We start from the raw sequence: 16,208 nt of genomic DNA, 5'->3' as shown, positions 1-16,208 counted from the left end.
CGGGCGCGCCTCCCGGCGAGGAGATCTGATGATCCTGCTGCTCTCGACCTCGGACACCGACCTCATCACTGCTGCCGCGAGCGGCGCGGAGCTGCGCGGTGCCAACCCCTCCCGGATCCTCGTAGATGACATCGACGAGCTCGCGGCCGGGACCGATCTCATCGTCGTCCGGATTCTCGGGGGTGTCCGGGCGTGGGAGGACGGCCTGGCCGCGGTCGCGGCAACAGGAAAACCACTGGTGGTGTGCTCGGGTGAACAGCAGCCCGATCCCGACCTGATGGCGCGATCGACGGTGCCTGCCGGGGTGGTGGCGCAAGCACACAACTATCTGGCCGCCGGGGGCGTGGCGAACTTCGTCAACCTGCACAACTTCCTGTCCGACACAGTGCTCCTGACCGGCATCGGTTTCGAGTCGCCCGCGCAGACACCGGCCTGGGGCGTGCTCGATCGCGCCGCGGCGACACCCGATACGAGCGCGCCGACCGTTGCCGTGCTGTACTACCGCGCCCAGCACCTCGCCGGGAACACGAAATACGTCGATGCCCTCTGCGCAGCGATCGAGGCCAAGGGCGCGCGGGCGCTGCCGATCTTCTGTGCGTCGCTGCGAACCGCACCCGACGATCTGATCGAGCTGCTCGGTACCGCCGACGCGCTGGTCGTCACCGTGCTCGCTGCGGGCGGTGCCACCCCCGCGACCGCAGCCGCCGGTGGAGACGACGACGCCTGGAACATCGAGCGCCTGGCCGCGCTGGACGTCCCGATCCTGCAGGGCTTGTGTTTGACGAGTTCGCGCGCCGACTGGGCGGCCACGGACGACGGCTTGTCGCCGCTGGACGTGGCCACTCAGGTCGCGGTACCCGAGTTCGACGGCCGCATCATCACCGTGCCGTTCTCGTTCAAGGAGTTCGACGACGACGGGCTGCCCTGGTACCAGCCCGACCACGAGCGGTGCGCGCGGGTGGCCGGTATCGCGGTCGCCCATGCCCGACTACGCCACACGGCACCCGCCGACCGCCGCATCGCCCTGATGCTGTCGGCCTATCCGACCAAACACGCGCGGATCGGCAACGCGGTGGGACTTGACACCCCACGCAGCCTGCTGCATCTGCTGGACGCCTTGCGCTCCGCGGGATACGACATCGGGCCGGGTCAGGGACCCGACGCTATCCCGGGCCTCGCCGAGGCCGACTCCGACGCACTGATCCACGCGATCATCGAGGCCGGGGGACAGGATTCGGACTGGCTCACCGAGGAAACCCTGGCCGCCAACCCGATCCGGGTGTCGGCCGCGGACTATCGCCGGTGGTTCGCCACGCTCGGAGAGCCATTGCGTTCCGCGGTCGAGGAGCATTGGGGTCCGGCCCCGGGCGAACTGTTCGTCGACCGCTCGGTCAACCCGGACGGCGACATCGTCGTCGCGGCGATGCGGTTCGGCAACATCGTGCTGATGGTGCAGCCGCCCCGCGGATTCGGCGAGAATCCGGTGGCGATCTACCACGACCCGGATCTTCCTCCGTCGCACCACTACCTGGCGTCGTACCGGTGGCTCACCGGCCGAGCACCCGGCGAGATCGACGGCTTCGGCGCAGACGCCATCGTGCACGTGGGCAAGCACGGCAACCTGGAGTGGCTGCCCGGCAAGACGCTGGGCATGTCGGCCGACTGCGGTACCGACGCCGCACTCGGTGACGTCCCGATGATCTATCCGTTCCTCGTCAACGATCCCGGCGAGGGCACCCAGGCCAAGCGCCGCGCGCACGCCGTGCTCGTCGACCACCTCATCCCGCCGATGGCGCGGGCCGAAACGTATGGCGACATCGCCCGCCTCGAGCAGCTGCTCGACGAACACGCCAACATCTCCGCACTCGATCCGGCCAAGCTCCCGGCGATCCGTCAGCAGATCTGGACCCTGCTCACCGCCGCCAAGATGGATCATGACCTCGGACTGACCGAACGCCCCGACGAGGAGGTGTTCGACGACATGCTGCTGCACGTGGACGGCTGGTTGTGTGAGATCAAGGACGTCCAGATCCGCGACGGCCTGCATGTGCTCGGGCAGGCACCGACCGATGACAACGAGGTCGACCTGGTGCTCGCGATGCTGCGGGCCCGTCAGATCTGGGGCGGCGCCCAGTCATTGCCGGGATTGCGTGAGGCACTCGGACTCGCCGAAGACGGCTCGGCCGCCCGGGGCAGCGTCGACGACATCGAGACCACCGCGCGCACGCTGGTCGCCACGTGCGCCAAGGATGACTGGTCACCGGCGTCGGTCGCCGATGCTGCTGCCGAGCACCCGGCCGCGGTCGCCGACGTCCTGTCGTTTGCAGCCACCGAGGTGGTTCCGCGGCTGCGTCAGACCCGCCGCGAAATCGATCAGGTGCTGCGGGCACTCGACGGCCGCTTCATCGAAGCCGGTCCCAGCGGTTCACCGCTGCGAGGTCTGATCAACGTCTTGCCGACCGGTCGCAATTTCTACTCGGTCGATCCCAAGGCGGTGCCCTCCCGGCTGGCGTGGGAGACCGGCCGCGCGCTGGCCGACTCGCTGCTGACGCGCTACCTCGACGATCACGGCACCTATCCGGCCTCGGTGGGCCTGTCGGTGTGGGGTACCAGCGCGATGCGCACCTCCGGCGACGACATCGCCGAGGTGCTCGCCCTGCTCGGCGTGATGCCGGTCTGGGATGAGGCGTCGCGCCGGGTGTCGGACCTGGAGCTGATCGGGCTCGAGGAACTCGGTCGGCCGCGTATCGACGTCACCGTCCGCATCTCGGGCTTCTTCCGCGATGCCTTCCCGCACGTGGTCACCATGCTCGACGACGCAGTCGCGCTGGCCGCGGCCGCCGACGAACCCGACGAGCAGAACTTCGTCGCGGCCCACGTGCGCTCGGCCACCGCCGAACACGGTGACCGGCGACGGGCGCAGACCCGCATCTTCGGGTCCAAGCCGGGTACCTATGGGGCCGGTCTGCTCCAGCTGATCGACTCCCGCGAATGGCGTAGCGACGCCGACCTCGCCCAGGTCTACACGGAGTGGGGTGGCTACGCCTACGGGCGTGACCTGGCGGGAGTCCCGGCAGTCGAGGACATGCGCGCCGCCTACCGCCGCATCGCGGTGGCCGCCAAGAACACCGACACCCGCGAACACGACATCGCCGATTCCGACGATTACTTCCAGTACCACGGCGGCATGGTCGCCACGGTACGCGCGCTGACGGGCAACGATCCGGACGCCTACATCGGTGACAGCACGCGGCCGGACTCGGTGCGCACGCGCACGCTGTCGGAGGAGACCAGCCGCGTCTTCCGGGCCCGCGTGATCAATCCCCGCTGGATCTCGGCCATGCAGCGCCACGGCTACAAGGGTGCGTTCGAGATGGCGGCGACCGTGGACTACCTGTTCGGATACGACGCCACCACCAATGTGGTCGCCGACTGGATGTACGAGAAGCTCACCGAGTCCTACGTCCTTGACGAGGACAATCAGCGGTTCATGCAGCAGTCGAATCCGTGGGCTCTGCACGGCATCGCCGAACGACTCCTCGAGGCGGTGGAACGGGATCTCTGGGAGGCGCCACCGGCAGAGATGCTCGATCGGTTGCGGCAGGTGTACCTGCAGACCGAAGGTGATATCGAGGGCCGCGACGGCTGAGGCCGACCGCTCCGGATCGAGAAAATCGGTCGAATCGGGAGAGAACCACCGCACTGCGTCGTTGTACCCATCAGAGAGACACCCACCGACGGGTGGTCGGTGTGCGGATGGTCCCGGGAAGGCAGTGCTGAAGATGCGAATGCTGTTAGTGATCGCCTATATCGCGATCGAGATCGGCGCATTCGTCGCGATGACCCACTTCCTCGGTTTCGGCTGGGCAGTGCTCATCACGGTGGGCGCAGTCGCGGCGGGCCTGCTGCTCCTGCGGCAGCAGGGACGTAAGGTCTTCGCTCAACTGCGACGGGCCTCGCGCAACGAGGTCGACCCACGTGGGCCGCTCACCGACACCGCGCTGCTGGCCGGGGCGACGATGCTGATGGTGATCCCGGGCGTCGTCTCGACGGCGGCGGGCCTGCTGCTCCTGATTCCGCCCGTGCGGCGGGCCCTGCGCCCGGTGGTGGCCGCGGCGGGCGCCAAGAGTTTCGCCGCGAGCATGGATCGAGCCGGGCTGTATGCCTCGGGTATCTATGTGCGCGGTGGCACTGTCGTCGACGGAACCGTGGTGGACTCCGAGGCGACGGTTTCGACACCGCCGAGGACCAACCCCGATGACCGTCGGCTGCCGCGGGGCCACTGACCCGTCCCGACCCGTGGCAGGGCACACTGGACGACCGTGACCACGGAATTGCTTCTCGGTGGAGCTGTGTATTCGCCGTCCGCTCCCGATGCGACGGCAATGGCCGTCACCGACGGCGTCGTCGTCTGGGTGGGCAGTGACGAAGTCGGCCGGGCGTTGCATCCCGATGCACAGATCATCGACCTCGGCGGCCGCTTCGTGTCCCCGGGTTTCGTCGACTCCCACGTGCACCTGACCTCCACCGGACTCGCATTGGCGGGGCTGGCCCTCAGCGGCACCACTGACCGATCGGATTGTCTGCGCCGGGTTGCCGAGTACGCCGCCGGCACCGACGAGGGCGATTTGATCTGGGGTCTCGGGTGGGACGATTCGTCGTGGTCGGGCACCGATCCCGATGATCGCCGGTTTCCGACGACGACCGAGATCGACGCGGTGGTCGGCAACCTCCCCACCTATCTCGCACGGATCGACGAGCACTCGGCAGTCGCGTCGAGCGCGCTGCGACGCCTGGTGCCCGATCTGGCCGATGCTGCCGGTTATCACCCCGAAGAGCCGCTGGTCGCCGAAGCCCACCATCTGGTCCGTGGCGCTGCTCGCCAGTTGGTGACGGCCGCGCAGCGCGCCCGCGCGCAACGGCGTGCGCTCGACCATGCCGCGGCACACGGGGTGGTGGCCGTTCACGAGAACGGCGGTCCCGACATCAGTGGGCTCGACGACTTCCTCGCCCTCGCCGATCTCGATCACCCGATGGAGGTGCGCCGATACTGGGGTCAGCCGGTCGGCAGCGCCGATCATGCCCGCGAGCTCCTGGCCATCAGTCGTGCCGACGCGCTGGCCGGTGACCTCTTCATCGACGGGGCGTTCGGCTCGCACACCGCATGGCTGACCGAGCCCTATCACGATGAACCCGGGCAGACCGGTATCAGCTATCTCGACTACGCGACGATCCGCGACCACATCCGGGCCTGCACCGACATCGGCATCCAAGCCGGTTTCCACGTGATCGGGGACGCCGCCACTGCGTCGGTGGTGGCGGCATTTGACGAACTCGCCGCCGAACTGGGCACTCCGGCGCTGGCGCGATGTGCGCACCGCATCGAGCACGCCGAGATGGTCTCTGACCAGCAGGCCGCGGTCCTCGCGCGCTGTGGCGTCGTCGCGAGCATGCAGCCGCAGTTCGATGCGGCCTGGGGCGGCAGTGGTGACCTGTATGAACAGCGGCTGGGACGTGCGCGGGCGGTGGGGCTGAACAACTTCGCCGGACACGCCCGGCAGGGCGTCGTCCTGTCGTTCTCCTCCGACGCACCGGTCACCCCGATCGACCCGTGGTCGTCGATCCGCGCGGCGGTCCATCATCATCAACCGCACAATGCGATCTCGGCACGCGGCGCGTTTGCCGCGGCGACCCGGGGCGGCTGGCGCGCCGCAGGGGTCAACGACGGGCTCACCGGCACCCTGGTGCCTGGGGCTCCGGCGAGCTACGCGGTGTGGGATATCGACGATCTCGTGGTCGCGGGGTCGCGTGCGAGTGTGCAGCGGTGGTCCACCGACCCGCGATCGCGGGTCCCGGCACTGCCCGACATCGCGCCCGATGCGCGCCTGCCCCGCTGCGTGCGGACCGTGCACCGCGACGACGTGCTGTTCGACATCGGGGTCCTCGACGGCGGCGGGACGTGACCGGCGGCCGGTGGCGACCCGGCTCCGATCGGATGATCCTGCTGCTGCGGACACTGGTCGCCGTGGTCGCCGGTATCGCGATGTGGGCGGCCTTCCCACCGCGCAACCTCTGGTTCCTGGCCGTCGTCGGCCTCGGACTGCTCGCCGCTGTTCTCGGTACCGGACGTCCGCGCGCCCGTACCGGACTGTGGCTCGGCTTCGTGTTCGGAGCGGCATTCTTCGTGCCATTGCTGCCCTGGATCGGCGTGTATGTCGGGCCGCTGCCGTGGCTCGCGCTCGCCGCCGCCCTGGCCGTCTACACCGCCCTGTTCGGACTCATCGCCGTGGTCAGCATGCGGCTACCCGTGCCTCCGGTCTGGTTCACCCTGTCGTGGCTACTGGTGGAGGCATTACGGTCGGCGTTCCCGTTCGGCGGCTTTCCCTGGGGGAGGACTGCGTTCAGCCAGGTCGACGGCCCGCTGCTGCCGTTGGCCTCGGTTGCGGGCGCGCCGGGGCTCTCGGCCGCCGTCGCGTTGTTGGGTGCCTCGATCGTCTGGTTGTGTCAGGTGATGATCCGGGCGGTCCGCGACGGTGAGCATCATGGCCGCCGCACCGTCCGCACCGCGGCGATCGCCGTGGTGTTGGCCCTTGTCGGTCCGGTGGCCGCCATCGCGCTGACACCGGACACCGTCGATCGCAATGTGGCATCGGCATCGGTGCGTGTCGCGGCGGTGCAGGGCAACGTCCCGCGCCTCGGTCTGGATTTCAACGCCCAGCGTCGCGCGGTCCTCGACAATCACGTCCGGCAAACCGAGATGCTCGCGGCGGCGGTCCGCGCAGGCACCGCCGATCAACCTGATTTCGTGGCGTGGCCGGAGAACGCATCCGACATCTCTCCGCTCACCAACCCGGACGCGGCGGCAGAGATCACCGCGGCGTCGGTGTCGGTGGGCGCACCGATCCTGGTCGGCACTCTGGTCATGAACCCCGACGGCCATTACACGAACACGGTGCTGGTGTGGGATCAACAACGCGGTCCGGTCGACCGGTACGACAAACACATCATCCAGCCGTTCGGCGAGTACCTGCCGTGGCGTGGCTTCTTCCGCCTGTTCTCGTCTTATGCGGACCTCGCGGGTGATTTTCGGCCGGGTTCGGGGTCCTCGAGTCTCACCGTGCCGGGACGGTCGGGATCGGTGCAGGTAGGAGTGTCGACATGTTGGGAGGTGGCCTTCGACCGGTCGGCGCGCAAGGCGGTCGATGACGGCGCGCAGATTCTCTACATCCCGACCAACAACGCGACCTTCGGACGCACCGAGATGACCTACCAGCAGTTGGCCATGTCCCAGGTGCGTGCGGTCGAACACGGCCGCGCCGCCGTCGTGGCCGCGACGAGCGGCGTCAGCGCGATCATCGACCCCGACGGGATGATCATCGCAGAGAGCGGGATCTTCACGCCGGCGGTGTTGTCGAGTCGGCTTCCGTTGCACAACGACCGCACGCTCGCGACGCGGCTGGGGGACTGGCCTCTCACCGTGGCCATCGTGATCGCGGTCATCGGGTTTTTGTTCGCGGTGAGACGGCATACTAGGTTCTCTCTGAGGTGGTTCACGGCGGGCGCACGCCGCGCGCGTGGACGAGCACCCGAGGCGACGCAAACGGAATCGACAGCGACGCAGAATTGGACGGCACAGGGTTGAACGCCCCACGGTCGAACACCACAGGATCAACCACCGCAGGATCGACCACCACAGGATCGACCACTGCGGGACTGAACGAGGAGCTCGGTGGCATTGGGTGAACCGACAGCCGGTGATGGACAACCGGAGAACGGCGCGGACGCGACGGCGCCCGGCGTCGTCGGCCCGTACGGCGAACGCGCGCTGGTGGTGATCCCGACTTTCAACGAGCGGGAGAACCTACCCGTCATCGTCGAACGCCTGCACGCGGCCCTGCCCGGCATCCACCTCCTGGTGGTCGACGATTCCAGTCCCGACGGTACCGGCGAGGTGGCCGACGGTCTCGCCGCCGAGGATGCGCGCAACCGAGTCCACGTGCTGCACCGGGTCGAGAAGGACGGCCTCGGCAAGGCCTACCTGGCCGGCTTCGCGTGGGGTCTCGACCGTGACTACGCCACGATCATCGAGATGGATGCCGACGGGAGTCACGCTCCCGAGCAGCTCCACCGCCTGCTCGACGCCGTCAACGACGGTGCCGATCTGGTGATCGGGTCACGCTATGTTCCCGGTGGCCAGTTGGTGAACTGGCCACGTCATCGTGAGATGTTGTCCCGAGGAGCCAACACCTACGCGCGACTGGCGCTCGGTGCCAGGGTGCACGACATCACCGCCGGCTTCCGTGCCTACCGCCGCCAGGTGCTCGACAAGATCGAACTCGACACCGTCGAGTCGGCCGGTTACTGCTTCCAGATCGACTTGGCCTGGCGGGCCGTCCGCGCGGGGTTCGACGTCCGAGAGGTACCGATCACCTTCACCGAACGCGAGATCGGGGAGTCGAAGATGAGCGGTGGTGTGATGGGCGAGGCGTTCGTGATGGTAGCCCGGTGGGGGATCGAGAGCCGGATCGAACGGTTGCGCGGTCTGCGCCGCTGACCGAACCAACCGAGTGCACAGAAATCGAGTAGGAGGGCCGGGTTTCCCGGCCCTCCTCTCACACCACCGTACGTGCGGACCTCGCATACGGCGGTTCGCTGAGTCAGTGAAACCTGGCCCAGGCAGAGTGAAAGAAGATCAGGCCCAAGCCCTCCCAGTACTTCGTCGGGAGAGCCCGGTGCAGGATGGGCGACTTCGCGATCCGCCAGTAGCCACGACTAGTCATGCCCCACTGCCAGGCCAGATCAGCCCGAATCCCGAGGTCACGCAGATTCGCGACCCGTGTACGGCCACGTTTCCATTCCTTCCACCGGATTTGGCGCAGCCTGCGGCGATACCATTCATCGAGGTCGGAGAGCTTGCGTGGCGTGTCCGCCAAGCGGAAATACCCCATCCAACCCCGCACATACTGGTTGAGCCGCATGATGCGATACGACATCGACACACTCCACCGCCGAGACGTCAACACCCGGAGACGGGCCCTGGCCCGCGACCACGCCTTCGGCGCCACCCTGATCTTGACTCCCGCCGTGGTGAAGAAGAACCCGAACCCCAGCAACACAGCTGTCGTTGCCGGAGCGATCGAGGACTTGTCTTTGTTCACCCTCAACTTCATCCGCCGCTCTAGGAACACGGTGCTCGTCTCGAGCACCCGTTCAGCGGCCCGCTTGGATTTCACGAAGACACGGATATCGTCGGCATACCGGACAAACCGATGCCCACGCGCCCACATCTCCTGATCGAAATCGTCGAGCATGATGTTGGACAACAACGGCGACAACGGCGACCCCTGCGGGGTTCCCTCCGCCGTCGGCTGTCGCACCCCATCGACCATAATCCCCGCCTCAAGATAGGCGCGGATCAGCTTCAGCAGCCGCTTGTCCTTCACTTTCCGCGCAACCCGGGACATGAGGATGTCGTGGTTGACCCGATCAAAGAACGCATCGAGATCGACCTCGACCACCCACCGATACCCCTGCTCGATCACCGTACGGGCGACCTTGACCGCAGAGTGGGCGCTCTTGCCCGGCCGGAACCCATAAGAGACCGGCACGAACCCCGGATCAAAGATCGGGGTCAATACTTGCGCGATAGCCTGCTGGATCAGCCGATCCAGCACCGTAGGCACCCCCAATTTCCGTTGCCCACCATCAGGTTTGGGAATCAACACCTGACGCACCGGCGACGGACGATACGTGCCCGCATCCAACGCCACCGTGACCTCACCCCAATGCTCCCGACACCACCCACGCAACTGCTCCGTGGTCATGCCATCCACACCGGGCGCGCCCCGATTACGTTCGACACGTTTCACCGCAACACCCAGGTTCTGTGGGCTAAACACCTGCTCCCACAGCCCCTGGCCATCCCTGACATCGTTCCCAGCACCCGCCGAACGACCACTACGCACAGCCGAGGGCCCTTCCGGATTCACCGGTACCTCCTCATCGGTCTGCCCCGCCAGAAGCGGGTTGGCGGCGATCATCGTCGTCGTCGCGAGAAATGCTGGTCACAACCGTCAATTCTCAGCGTTCAGCCCTTCCCAGCACTCACCTGATTCCCGCTGGTACTACGACCTCTGCTTACTTCTGCCCCGTCAGCACCACCCTCCCGAGCAGTACCGCGTCGACACGAATCGTCGACGCACCAGGACAGATCTCCCCAGATAAGAACATTCACTGTCCTCCTGCCGCCGCCGCATTTACACACCGACCGTTTCGGTGGAACGGGCTTCACCATCTCGTGCTGGCTTACCCCGATCGACATGCCTCATATGCGGTTCGTGTCCCTCGGTGCAGGATTTCGTCTCCGGCTTCCTTCCCACCCCACCTCGCAGTGACGCAGTTGCCATCGACTAGGAGTTAAACCACCTTCCCCTCCAGAGGACTTCCACCTCCAAGCGAATGCCCATGCTGGGCGTACACGACAGAGGGCCGGGTGAACATCACCCGGCCCTGTGTCGCGCGTCGTCTGTACCGAATCAGTTCGTGACGCCCTTGCGCCGCTGCTTGAGCAGTTCGAGACGCTCGTTGAGCAGCACCTCGAGCTCTTCTTCCGAACGACGCTCGAGCAACATGTCCCAGTGCGTGCGCGGCGGCTTGGTCTTCTTCTCCTCGGGCTCGGCACCTTCCAGGATGGTGCCCTCCATGCCGTTCTTGCACGGCCACTTAGACGGCACCTCGGCGTCGTCGGCGAACGGGACGTCGAAGATCTCACCGTTGTCGGTCCGGTACTGGACGATGCGTCGTGGGGCGAGGTCGTGATCGCGATCGGTCTCGTAGCTCACCGCACCGAGTCGGCTACCCCGTAGCACTCGATCTGCCATTGACTTTCCTCTCAACATCTCGTCGGTCCGGGCGCAGCCGGACCCCCGCGCGTGACATTCACGCACGGCGATCCGGGCTGAACCGGCGCTGAACACGACCATTCTACGCGTTCGGCCCCGATCGGCGGGGACGCCACGTCCCACACCCGCCCACGGGCCCCGGTACGGTCTACTCCGTGGACGACCCCCGCCGACGGCCCTATTCCTGCGCGTGGTGCGGTCGCAGCATGATCGACTCCGACCTCGGTCGTCGCCGCAAGTACTGCAAACGTTCGTGTAGGCAACGTGCCTACGAACAAAGAGCGCTCACACAGGGCACTTCTATTCCCGACGACGCGGTCATCCTCACCTCGGCCGAGGCGGACGCATTCGGTGACCGCATGTTCGCGCTACGCTGCGCCGCCGAGGACCTGGTGACCGCTGTGGCCGAATGCGCCGACACCCCGACGCTGCAATCGCTGACCGACGACCTGCTCGGCCTGGCCCGCGAAGCCGAGCGCCTGCGGTGATCGTCCGGGTCTTCGGGCTGTCGGTTCTCGTCAGTCTCGCCGCATTGGCTGCCGCCTTCCTGTACCGGGGCTGGACCGGACTGGCGTTGTGCGCCATCCTCGGCATCCTCGAAGTGTCGTTGTCCTTCGACAACGCCGTGATCAACGCGACGGTGCTGGAACGGATGAGTCTGTTCTGGCAACGGATGTTCTTGACGGTGGGCATAGTGATCGCCGTGTTCGGCATGCGTCTGCTGTTCCCGCTGGCCATCGTCTGGATCACCGGGGGCCTCGCCCCGGCCGAGGCGTTCCGGCTCGCGATGAATCCGCCGCCCGATGGTGCCGACCATTTCCCTGATGGCAGCCCGAGCTATGAGGCGATTCTGTTGGAGGCCCACCCGCAGATCGCCGCATTCGGCGGCATGTTCCTGCTGCTGCTGTTCCTCAATTTCGTTCTCAGCAACCGTGACCTGACGTGGCTGTCGTGGATCGAGCGGCCACTGGGGCAGCTCGGTCGTCTCGATCAGCTCGCCGTCGTGATCGCGATGGTGGTTCTGGTGGTGGTGGCAGAGTATCTGTCACCTGACGACTCACGGGCCACCGTGCTGATCTCAGGTCTACTGGGAGCGGTCACCTACCTCCTCGTCGATGGCCTCAGCTCGTTGTTCCAACGTCGCCAACCCGGTGTGTTCGGCGGTTCGCCCGACGACGGGCCGGGCGACGCGTCTGCGATGGATACCGATACGTCGACACGTACGGGTCGCGATCCCCACCCCACCACGGTGGCAGTGGGCAAGGCCGGATTCTTCTTGTTCCTCTACCTCGAGGTACTCGATGCGTCGTTCTCGTTCGACGGAGTCATCGGCGCGTTCGCCATCACCCCGGACCCCATCCTGATCGCACTCGGGCTGGGGTTCATCGGCGCGATGTTCGTCCGCTCGATCACCATCTATCTCGTTCGGCAGGGCACATTGGGCCAGTACCGCTATCTGGAGCACGGCGCGCACTGGGCGATCGGGGCACTTGCGGTCATCCTTCTTCTCAGCATCCAGATCGAGGTCAACGAGGTGGTGACGGGCTTGGTCGGAGTGGCGTTCATCGGCGCTGCGATGGCGAGCAGTGTGCGCGCGAACCGCCGTGATGGCCGCCGCCGCTCCGATCACGAGGCTGCCGGCACCCACTGACCGCCCGTGACCCACATCCGGGCGGAGCCCTCCGGCCGGCGGAATACACTGGCCCACGTGACGCGGACCGACGATGCCGGCGACGAGCACGGCGATGCTGCCGACCCCACCGACGCGGTCACGCCCACCTCCTCGGCGCGGCATTCGGGCAACCTTGGGCCTGCACGCCGTGCCGCCGACGCACTGGCTCGTTCGGATGCCAACGCCCGAGCGGTTCGGGCGGCGCGTGCGGCACGCGGTCTGCTGCCCGGCTCGCCACCGCAGGTGGGGGGCCGGACCTCCGATCGCCTGGCCCGATTGATCAACGAGGCTCGTCCCGAGCAGCCCAGCGTCATTCGCGAACTGGGCCTGGGTGCGCTGCAGATGTGGCAGACGATGCTCGCCCGACGCGGCGGGCGGGGGCGCGAACCGGTGCCCGCAACCATCCTGTTCACCGATCTGGTCGGTTTCTCCACGTGGGCTCTCGGGGCGGGCGACGACCAGGTGTTGCGGCTGTTGTCCGAGGTGAACGCGGTGACCGAATCTGTCATCTCCGCGCGGGGTGGCAGTGTGGTGAAGTACCTCGGCGATGGGACGATGGCGGTGTTCCTGGACGGCACCGAGGCGATCGAAGCAGCCCACGAGGCCATCTGCGCAGTGAGCGCGCTGACCATCGACAGCTACCGGCCACAACTGCGCGCCGGGCTGCACACCGGAACCCCGCGCGCGGTGGGGGACGATTTCATCGGCGTCGATGTCAACATCGCGGCCCGGGTGGCCGATGCCGCGGGACCCGGCGAACTGTTCGCCAGTGATGCGACCCTGAACAACGCGGACGCCGAGCGCTACCACCGTCGCAAGCGGCGGTTCAAAGCCAAGGGCGTTCCATCGGATCTCGTCGTTTACGCGGTGGTCCCTCGCTACGAGCAGTGAGTGGAGCGAACGAAATATCCGGTGCGCGCGGACTTTTGGACGTTTCGGGGGAAATGTCCGACCCTGCGGCGACACGCCACGCGACATTCACGTCCCGTTGATTCCAGGCAGTGACACACGCCATCATCCGAGGGCACAATATGGGCGACAGGCGTCGAACGGCCGGTGTTGAACAGTCAGCGCGGGTGCCGGTTCCATCCGACGATTCTCGGCGACATCTCAGGGGCAGAGTGACAGTGCGCGACAAGCAGCGGCTCGACACACCGCACGACAAGCAGCAGAAAATGATCGACTTCGAGAAGCACTGGTATCAACTCGGCGGTGGCTCGTCGAGCGCCATCGCCGAACAGTTCGGACTCACCGATAGGGAGTTCTTCGATGAGGTCGACCGCATCGTCGCCGACGATCCGCCCGCGACGTTGACCTCCGGAGAGCTGCGTCGGATGCGCGGTGTCATCCGACGACGGCGCTGGATGGCCCGCTGACTTGACCGAGTAACGCGCAACCTTTTTCGCAAAGGTGTCGACGTGGGCGAGCTCACACGTTAATCTGACTACATAAGTCCTCAGAATGAGGTCGCTCGTTGAGACGAGTCAGAACGCGTGGAGGTCCGATATGACAATCACCCAACCGTCCCCGATGCTGGCCGACGAACCGGTGATATCGCACGGCGATGACGAGATCGAACTCATTTCTCCCGATTCACTGACCGCCGAACTCGTTGGCCGCTACACGTTCCTGCCGGTCAACGGTGCGGCGTTCGTGATGCAGGTGATGCATCCGGTCATCGGCGACGTCGTCGGCAAGTACTCGGTGTACCGCACGGACCCGATGGGTAGGGCCATCCGGTCGATCGACTCGGTCATGCGTTGGGTGTATGGCGGGCAGGAGGCCATCGAGGAGGGCAAACGGCTGCGGCGCATGCATCAGCCGCTACAGATGCGCAACGCGGAGGGCAAGCACATCAGCGCGCTCAACCCCGAGGCCTATCAGTGGGTCATCGCCACTGCCTTTCCGACGTCGGTGACGGCAGCACCGCTTGTCCTCGGTCGCGAGTTCACCCCGGTCGAAGAGGAGGAGGTGTACCGCGACAACGTCCGGATCGCGAAGATCGTGCAGGTGCCCATGAAGGGGTTCCCGCAGACGATCGAGGAGTTCACCCCCTACTTCGACAACATGATCGACAACGTGTTGGTCGCCCACCCGACGGCGGTGGAACTGGTCCGCCAGATGCAGACGGCGCCGCGGCTCGACGGCACAGTCCCCGCACCGTTGGTCCGGTTCGCCAACACCATCGCACGCTATGCCTCGGTGCCCGCCCAGAAGTTGAACTATCTGACCACCATCGGCGTGATGGACGCACGCATCCGAGAGATCCTCGGTGTCACCTGGACCGACGGCGAACAGCGCGAACTCGAGCGCCTCCACGCGGCGATTCGCGCCGCCTATCGCGTACTGCCCGAGCGGTTGACCTACTTCCCGCTGGCCTACCACGCGCGACGTCACCACGACGCGATCGTGAAGATGAAGCAGCGGGAAGGTGCCGGAGCGGCCTACAAGGTGGCGAAAGCCGCCGGCTGAGCCAACATGCGGGATCGCCTCGACCGGCAGCCACGGGCCGGGCGGCGGTGATCAGTTGACACGGTGCTCTGCGCGCGCGGTGCACTAAACTCGTGGGGTGCCGTTCTCCGACGACGATCTCGAGGCGTTCTATCGTGAGATCGAGCAGCGCACCGACGAGCGCCGTTCGGGTCGTCCAGTGCGACCCGAACCGTCGAAATCGCAGGACATCAACGGCCGGCAGCCCGAGTCCTCGTCGTTCACCGACGCCGAACTCGAGAACTTCTATCGCGCCATCGAAGCTCGAACCGCCGCGACTCCGGCTCGCAAGCGTCGGCGCGCCGGGGTCTCGAAAGCGGCCCCACCGCGATCGTGCCCCACCCCGGACAAGGTGGCCTTTGCCTCCGACGTACTCGCCCGCGAGAGCATCGTTGCCGTCCGCCGCCACACCGGCTCCGGGCCGACGCTGCGGTGCTACCGATGTGTCTGCGGCGCATGGCACATCACCAGTAAGCTGCGGCCGTGAACGGAGCACCGCCGACCGGCGTCGACGTCGACCTGATGTCACCGGACGTCGCTGCGACCCACGCCGTGTACACGTCCCTGTTGGGTCGTGGGTCCACGAACGGGGCGTTCGGGTTCGGTAACGCATTGCTGCGGTTTCACGGAGATGGGGCAGCAGGACACCGGGTGAGCTTCGGCGTCGACAATCTCGCCGACGCGCAGCGGCTGACCAAGCGCCGAGGCCTGGACCCTGACGAACCCGTCGGCGTGACCGATCGGATCGACCTACCGCTGTGGCCGGATGCCGACATCCCCAGGCTCGATCATCTCGTCTTCACAGCACCGACTCGTGATCATGCGCTCGCGCTTTTCGGCGCTACCCTGGACCTCGACTTCCGCCTGGATCGCCACATCGGCGGCGATACTCGCCAACTGTTCTTTCGCGCCGCCGATCTCGTCGTCGAGGTCGTGGTCGGAGCCGATCCGGCCCATGGGCCCACGTGCCGATTGTGGGGCCTCGCGTGGTCTGCCCCCGATATCGCGGTGACCCACGACCGGTTGACCTCGGTGGGCATGGCGATCAGTGAGATCCGGATCGGTCAGAAACCCGGCACGCGGTTGTTCACCGTCCGCGATCGCGCACTGGCCACCCGCACCGTGGTGATCGGCCCGACCTGACC

Annotated in this window: 14 protein-coding genes; 12 read left to right on the top strand and 2 right to left on the bottom strand. The window is 66.6% G+C overall.

Annotated elements, in window-relative coordinates:
* The first annotated feature begins 28 nt into the window (after positions 1–28).
* The 5 genes from cobN (at position 29) to L1892_RS16935 (ending at position 8,554) form a co-directional block, all read left to right on the top strand.
* Positions 29–3,649 (top strand): cobaltochelatase subunit CobN, encoded by a 3,621-nt coding sequence (gene cobN, locus L1892_RS16955; RefSeq protein ID WP_235724793.1) that lies wholly within the window; start codon positions 29–31, stop codon positions 3,647–3,649.
* Positions 3,650–3,782: 133 nt separating this feature from the next.
* Positions 3,783–4,286, top strand: coding sequence for an FxsA family protein (locus L1892_RS16950; RefSeq protein ID WP_235724791.1), 504 nt, complete (start codon positions 3,783–3,785; stop codon positions 4,284–4,286).
* A gap of 36 nt (positions 4,287–4,322) precedes the next feature.
* Entirely contained in the window at positions 4,323–5,963 is a 1,641-nt protein-coding gene (locus L1892_RS16945) for an amidohydrolase (RefSeq protein ID WP_235724790.1), read from the top strand.
* Positions 5,964–5,995: 32 nt separating this feature from the next.
* A complete protein-coding gene (lnt, locus tag L1892_RS16940; RefSeq protein ID WP_235724882.1) occupies positions 5,996–7,642 on the top strand; it encodes an apolipoprotein N-acyltransferase in 1,647 nt (548 codons plus the stop codon).
* Positions 7,643–7,729: 87 nt separating this feature from the next.
* The gene (locus L1892_RS16935; RefSeq protein ID WP_372475154.1) at positions 7,730–8,554 is read left to right on the top strand and encodes a polyprenol monophosphomannose synthase; all 825 of its coding nucleotides are present in this window, start codon (positions 7,730–7,732) and stop codon (positions 8,552–8,554) included.
* 103 nt (positions 8,555–8,657) lie between these two features.
* Here the strand turns inward: L1892_RS16935 and ltrA are convergent, their stop codons facing one another.
* Both ltrA and L1892_RS16925 read right to left on the bottom strand, forming a co-directional pair.
* Positions 8,658–10,040, bottom strand: coding sequence for a group II intron reverse transcriptase/maturase (ltrA, locus tag L1892_RS16930; protein WP_235724789.1), 1,383 nt, complete (start codon positions 10,038–10,040; stop codon positions 8,658–8,660).
* Between the two features lie 495 nt (positions 10,041–10,535).
* On the bottom strand, positions 10,536–10,880 hold the full coding sequence (locus tag L1892_RS16925; RefSeq protein WP_160902307.1) for an RNA polymerase-binding protein RbpA: 345 nt from the start codon (positions 10,878–10,880) through the stop codon (positions 10,536–10,538).
* Between the two features lie 176 nt (positions 10,881–11,056).
* Between L1892_RS16925 and L1892_RS16920 the strand changes: the two genes are divergently transcribed.
* From L1892_RS16920 to L1892_RS16890, 7 genes are all read left to right on the top strand, one after another.
* Positions 11,057–11,389: a hypothetical protein gene (locus tag L1892_RS16920; RefSeq protein ID WP_372475152.1), complete on the top strand. Its 333-nt coding sequence runs from the start codon at positions 11,057–11,059 to the stop codon at positions 11,387–11,389.
* Positions 11,386–12,552 carry a DUF475 domain-containing protein gene (locus tag L1892_RS16915; protein ID WP_235724788.1) on the top strand — a complete coding sequence of 389 codons (1,167 nt, stop codon included), beginning with the start codon at positions 11,386–11,388 and terminating at the stop codon, positions 12,550–12,552. Before L1892_RS16920 ends, L1892_RS16915 begins: the two co-directional genes overlap by 4 nt.
* Before the next feature lie 57 nt (positions 12,553–12,609).
* Positions 12,610–13,464 (top strand): adenylate/guanylate cyclase domain-containing protein, encoded by an 855-nt coding sequence (locus L1892_RS16910; protein ID WP_372475151.1) that lies wholly within the window; start codon positions 12,610–12,612, stop codon positions 13,462–13,464.
* 236 nt (positions 13,465–13,700) lie between these two features.
* On the top strand, positions 13,701–13,949 hold the full coding sequence (locus L1892_RS16905; RefSeq protein WP_372475150.1) for a DUF3263 domain-containing protein: 249 nt from the start codon (positions 13,701–13,703) through the stop codon (positions 13,947–13,949).
* A gap of 130 nt (positions 13,950–14,079) precedes the next feature.
* Positions 14,080–15,045, top strand: a complete 966-nt coding sequence (locus L1892_RS16900; protein ID WP_235724787.1) for an oxygenase MpaB family protein — start codon at positions 14,080–14,082, stop codon at positions 15,043–15,045.
* 97 nt (positions 15,046–15,142) lie between these two features.
* Complete coding sequence (locus L1892_RS16895) at positions 15,143–15,550, top strand: hypothetical protein (protein WP_235724786.1); 408 nt, start codon at positions 15,143–15,145, stop codon at positions 15,548–15,550.
* Positions 15,547–16,206: a VOC family protein gene (locus tag L1892_RS16890; protein ID WP_235724784.1), complete on the top strand. Its 660-nt coding sequence runs from the start codon at positions 15,547–15,549 to the stop codon at positions 16,204–16,206. Before L1892_RS16895 ends, L1892_RS16890 begins: the two co-directional genes overlap by 4 nt.
* The last annotated feature ends 2 nt before the right edge of the window (positions 16,207–16,208 follow it).

Origin of the sequence: Gordonia tangerina, assembly GCF_021556435.1 — a bacterium.
Lineage (GTDB): Bacteria > Actinomycetota > Actinomycetes > Mycobacteriales > Mycobacteriaceae > Gordonia > Gordonia tangerina.
The sequence above is the reverse complement of the archived record's forward strand: the minus strand, read 5'-3'. Positions and strand labels throughout refer to the sequence as shown.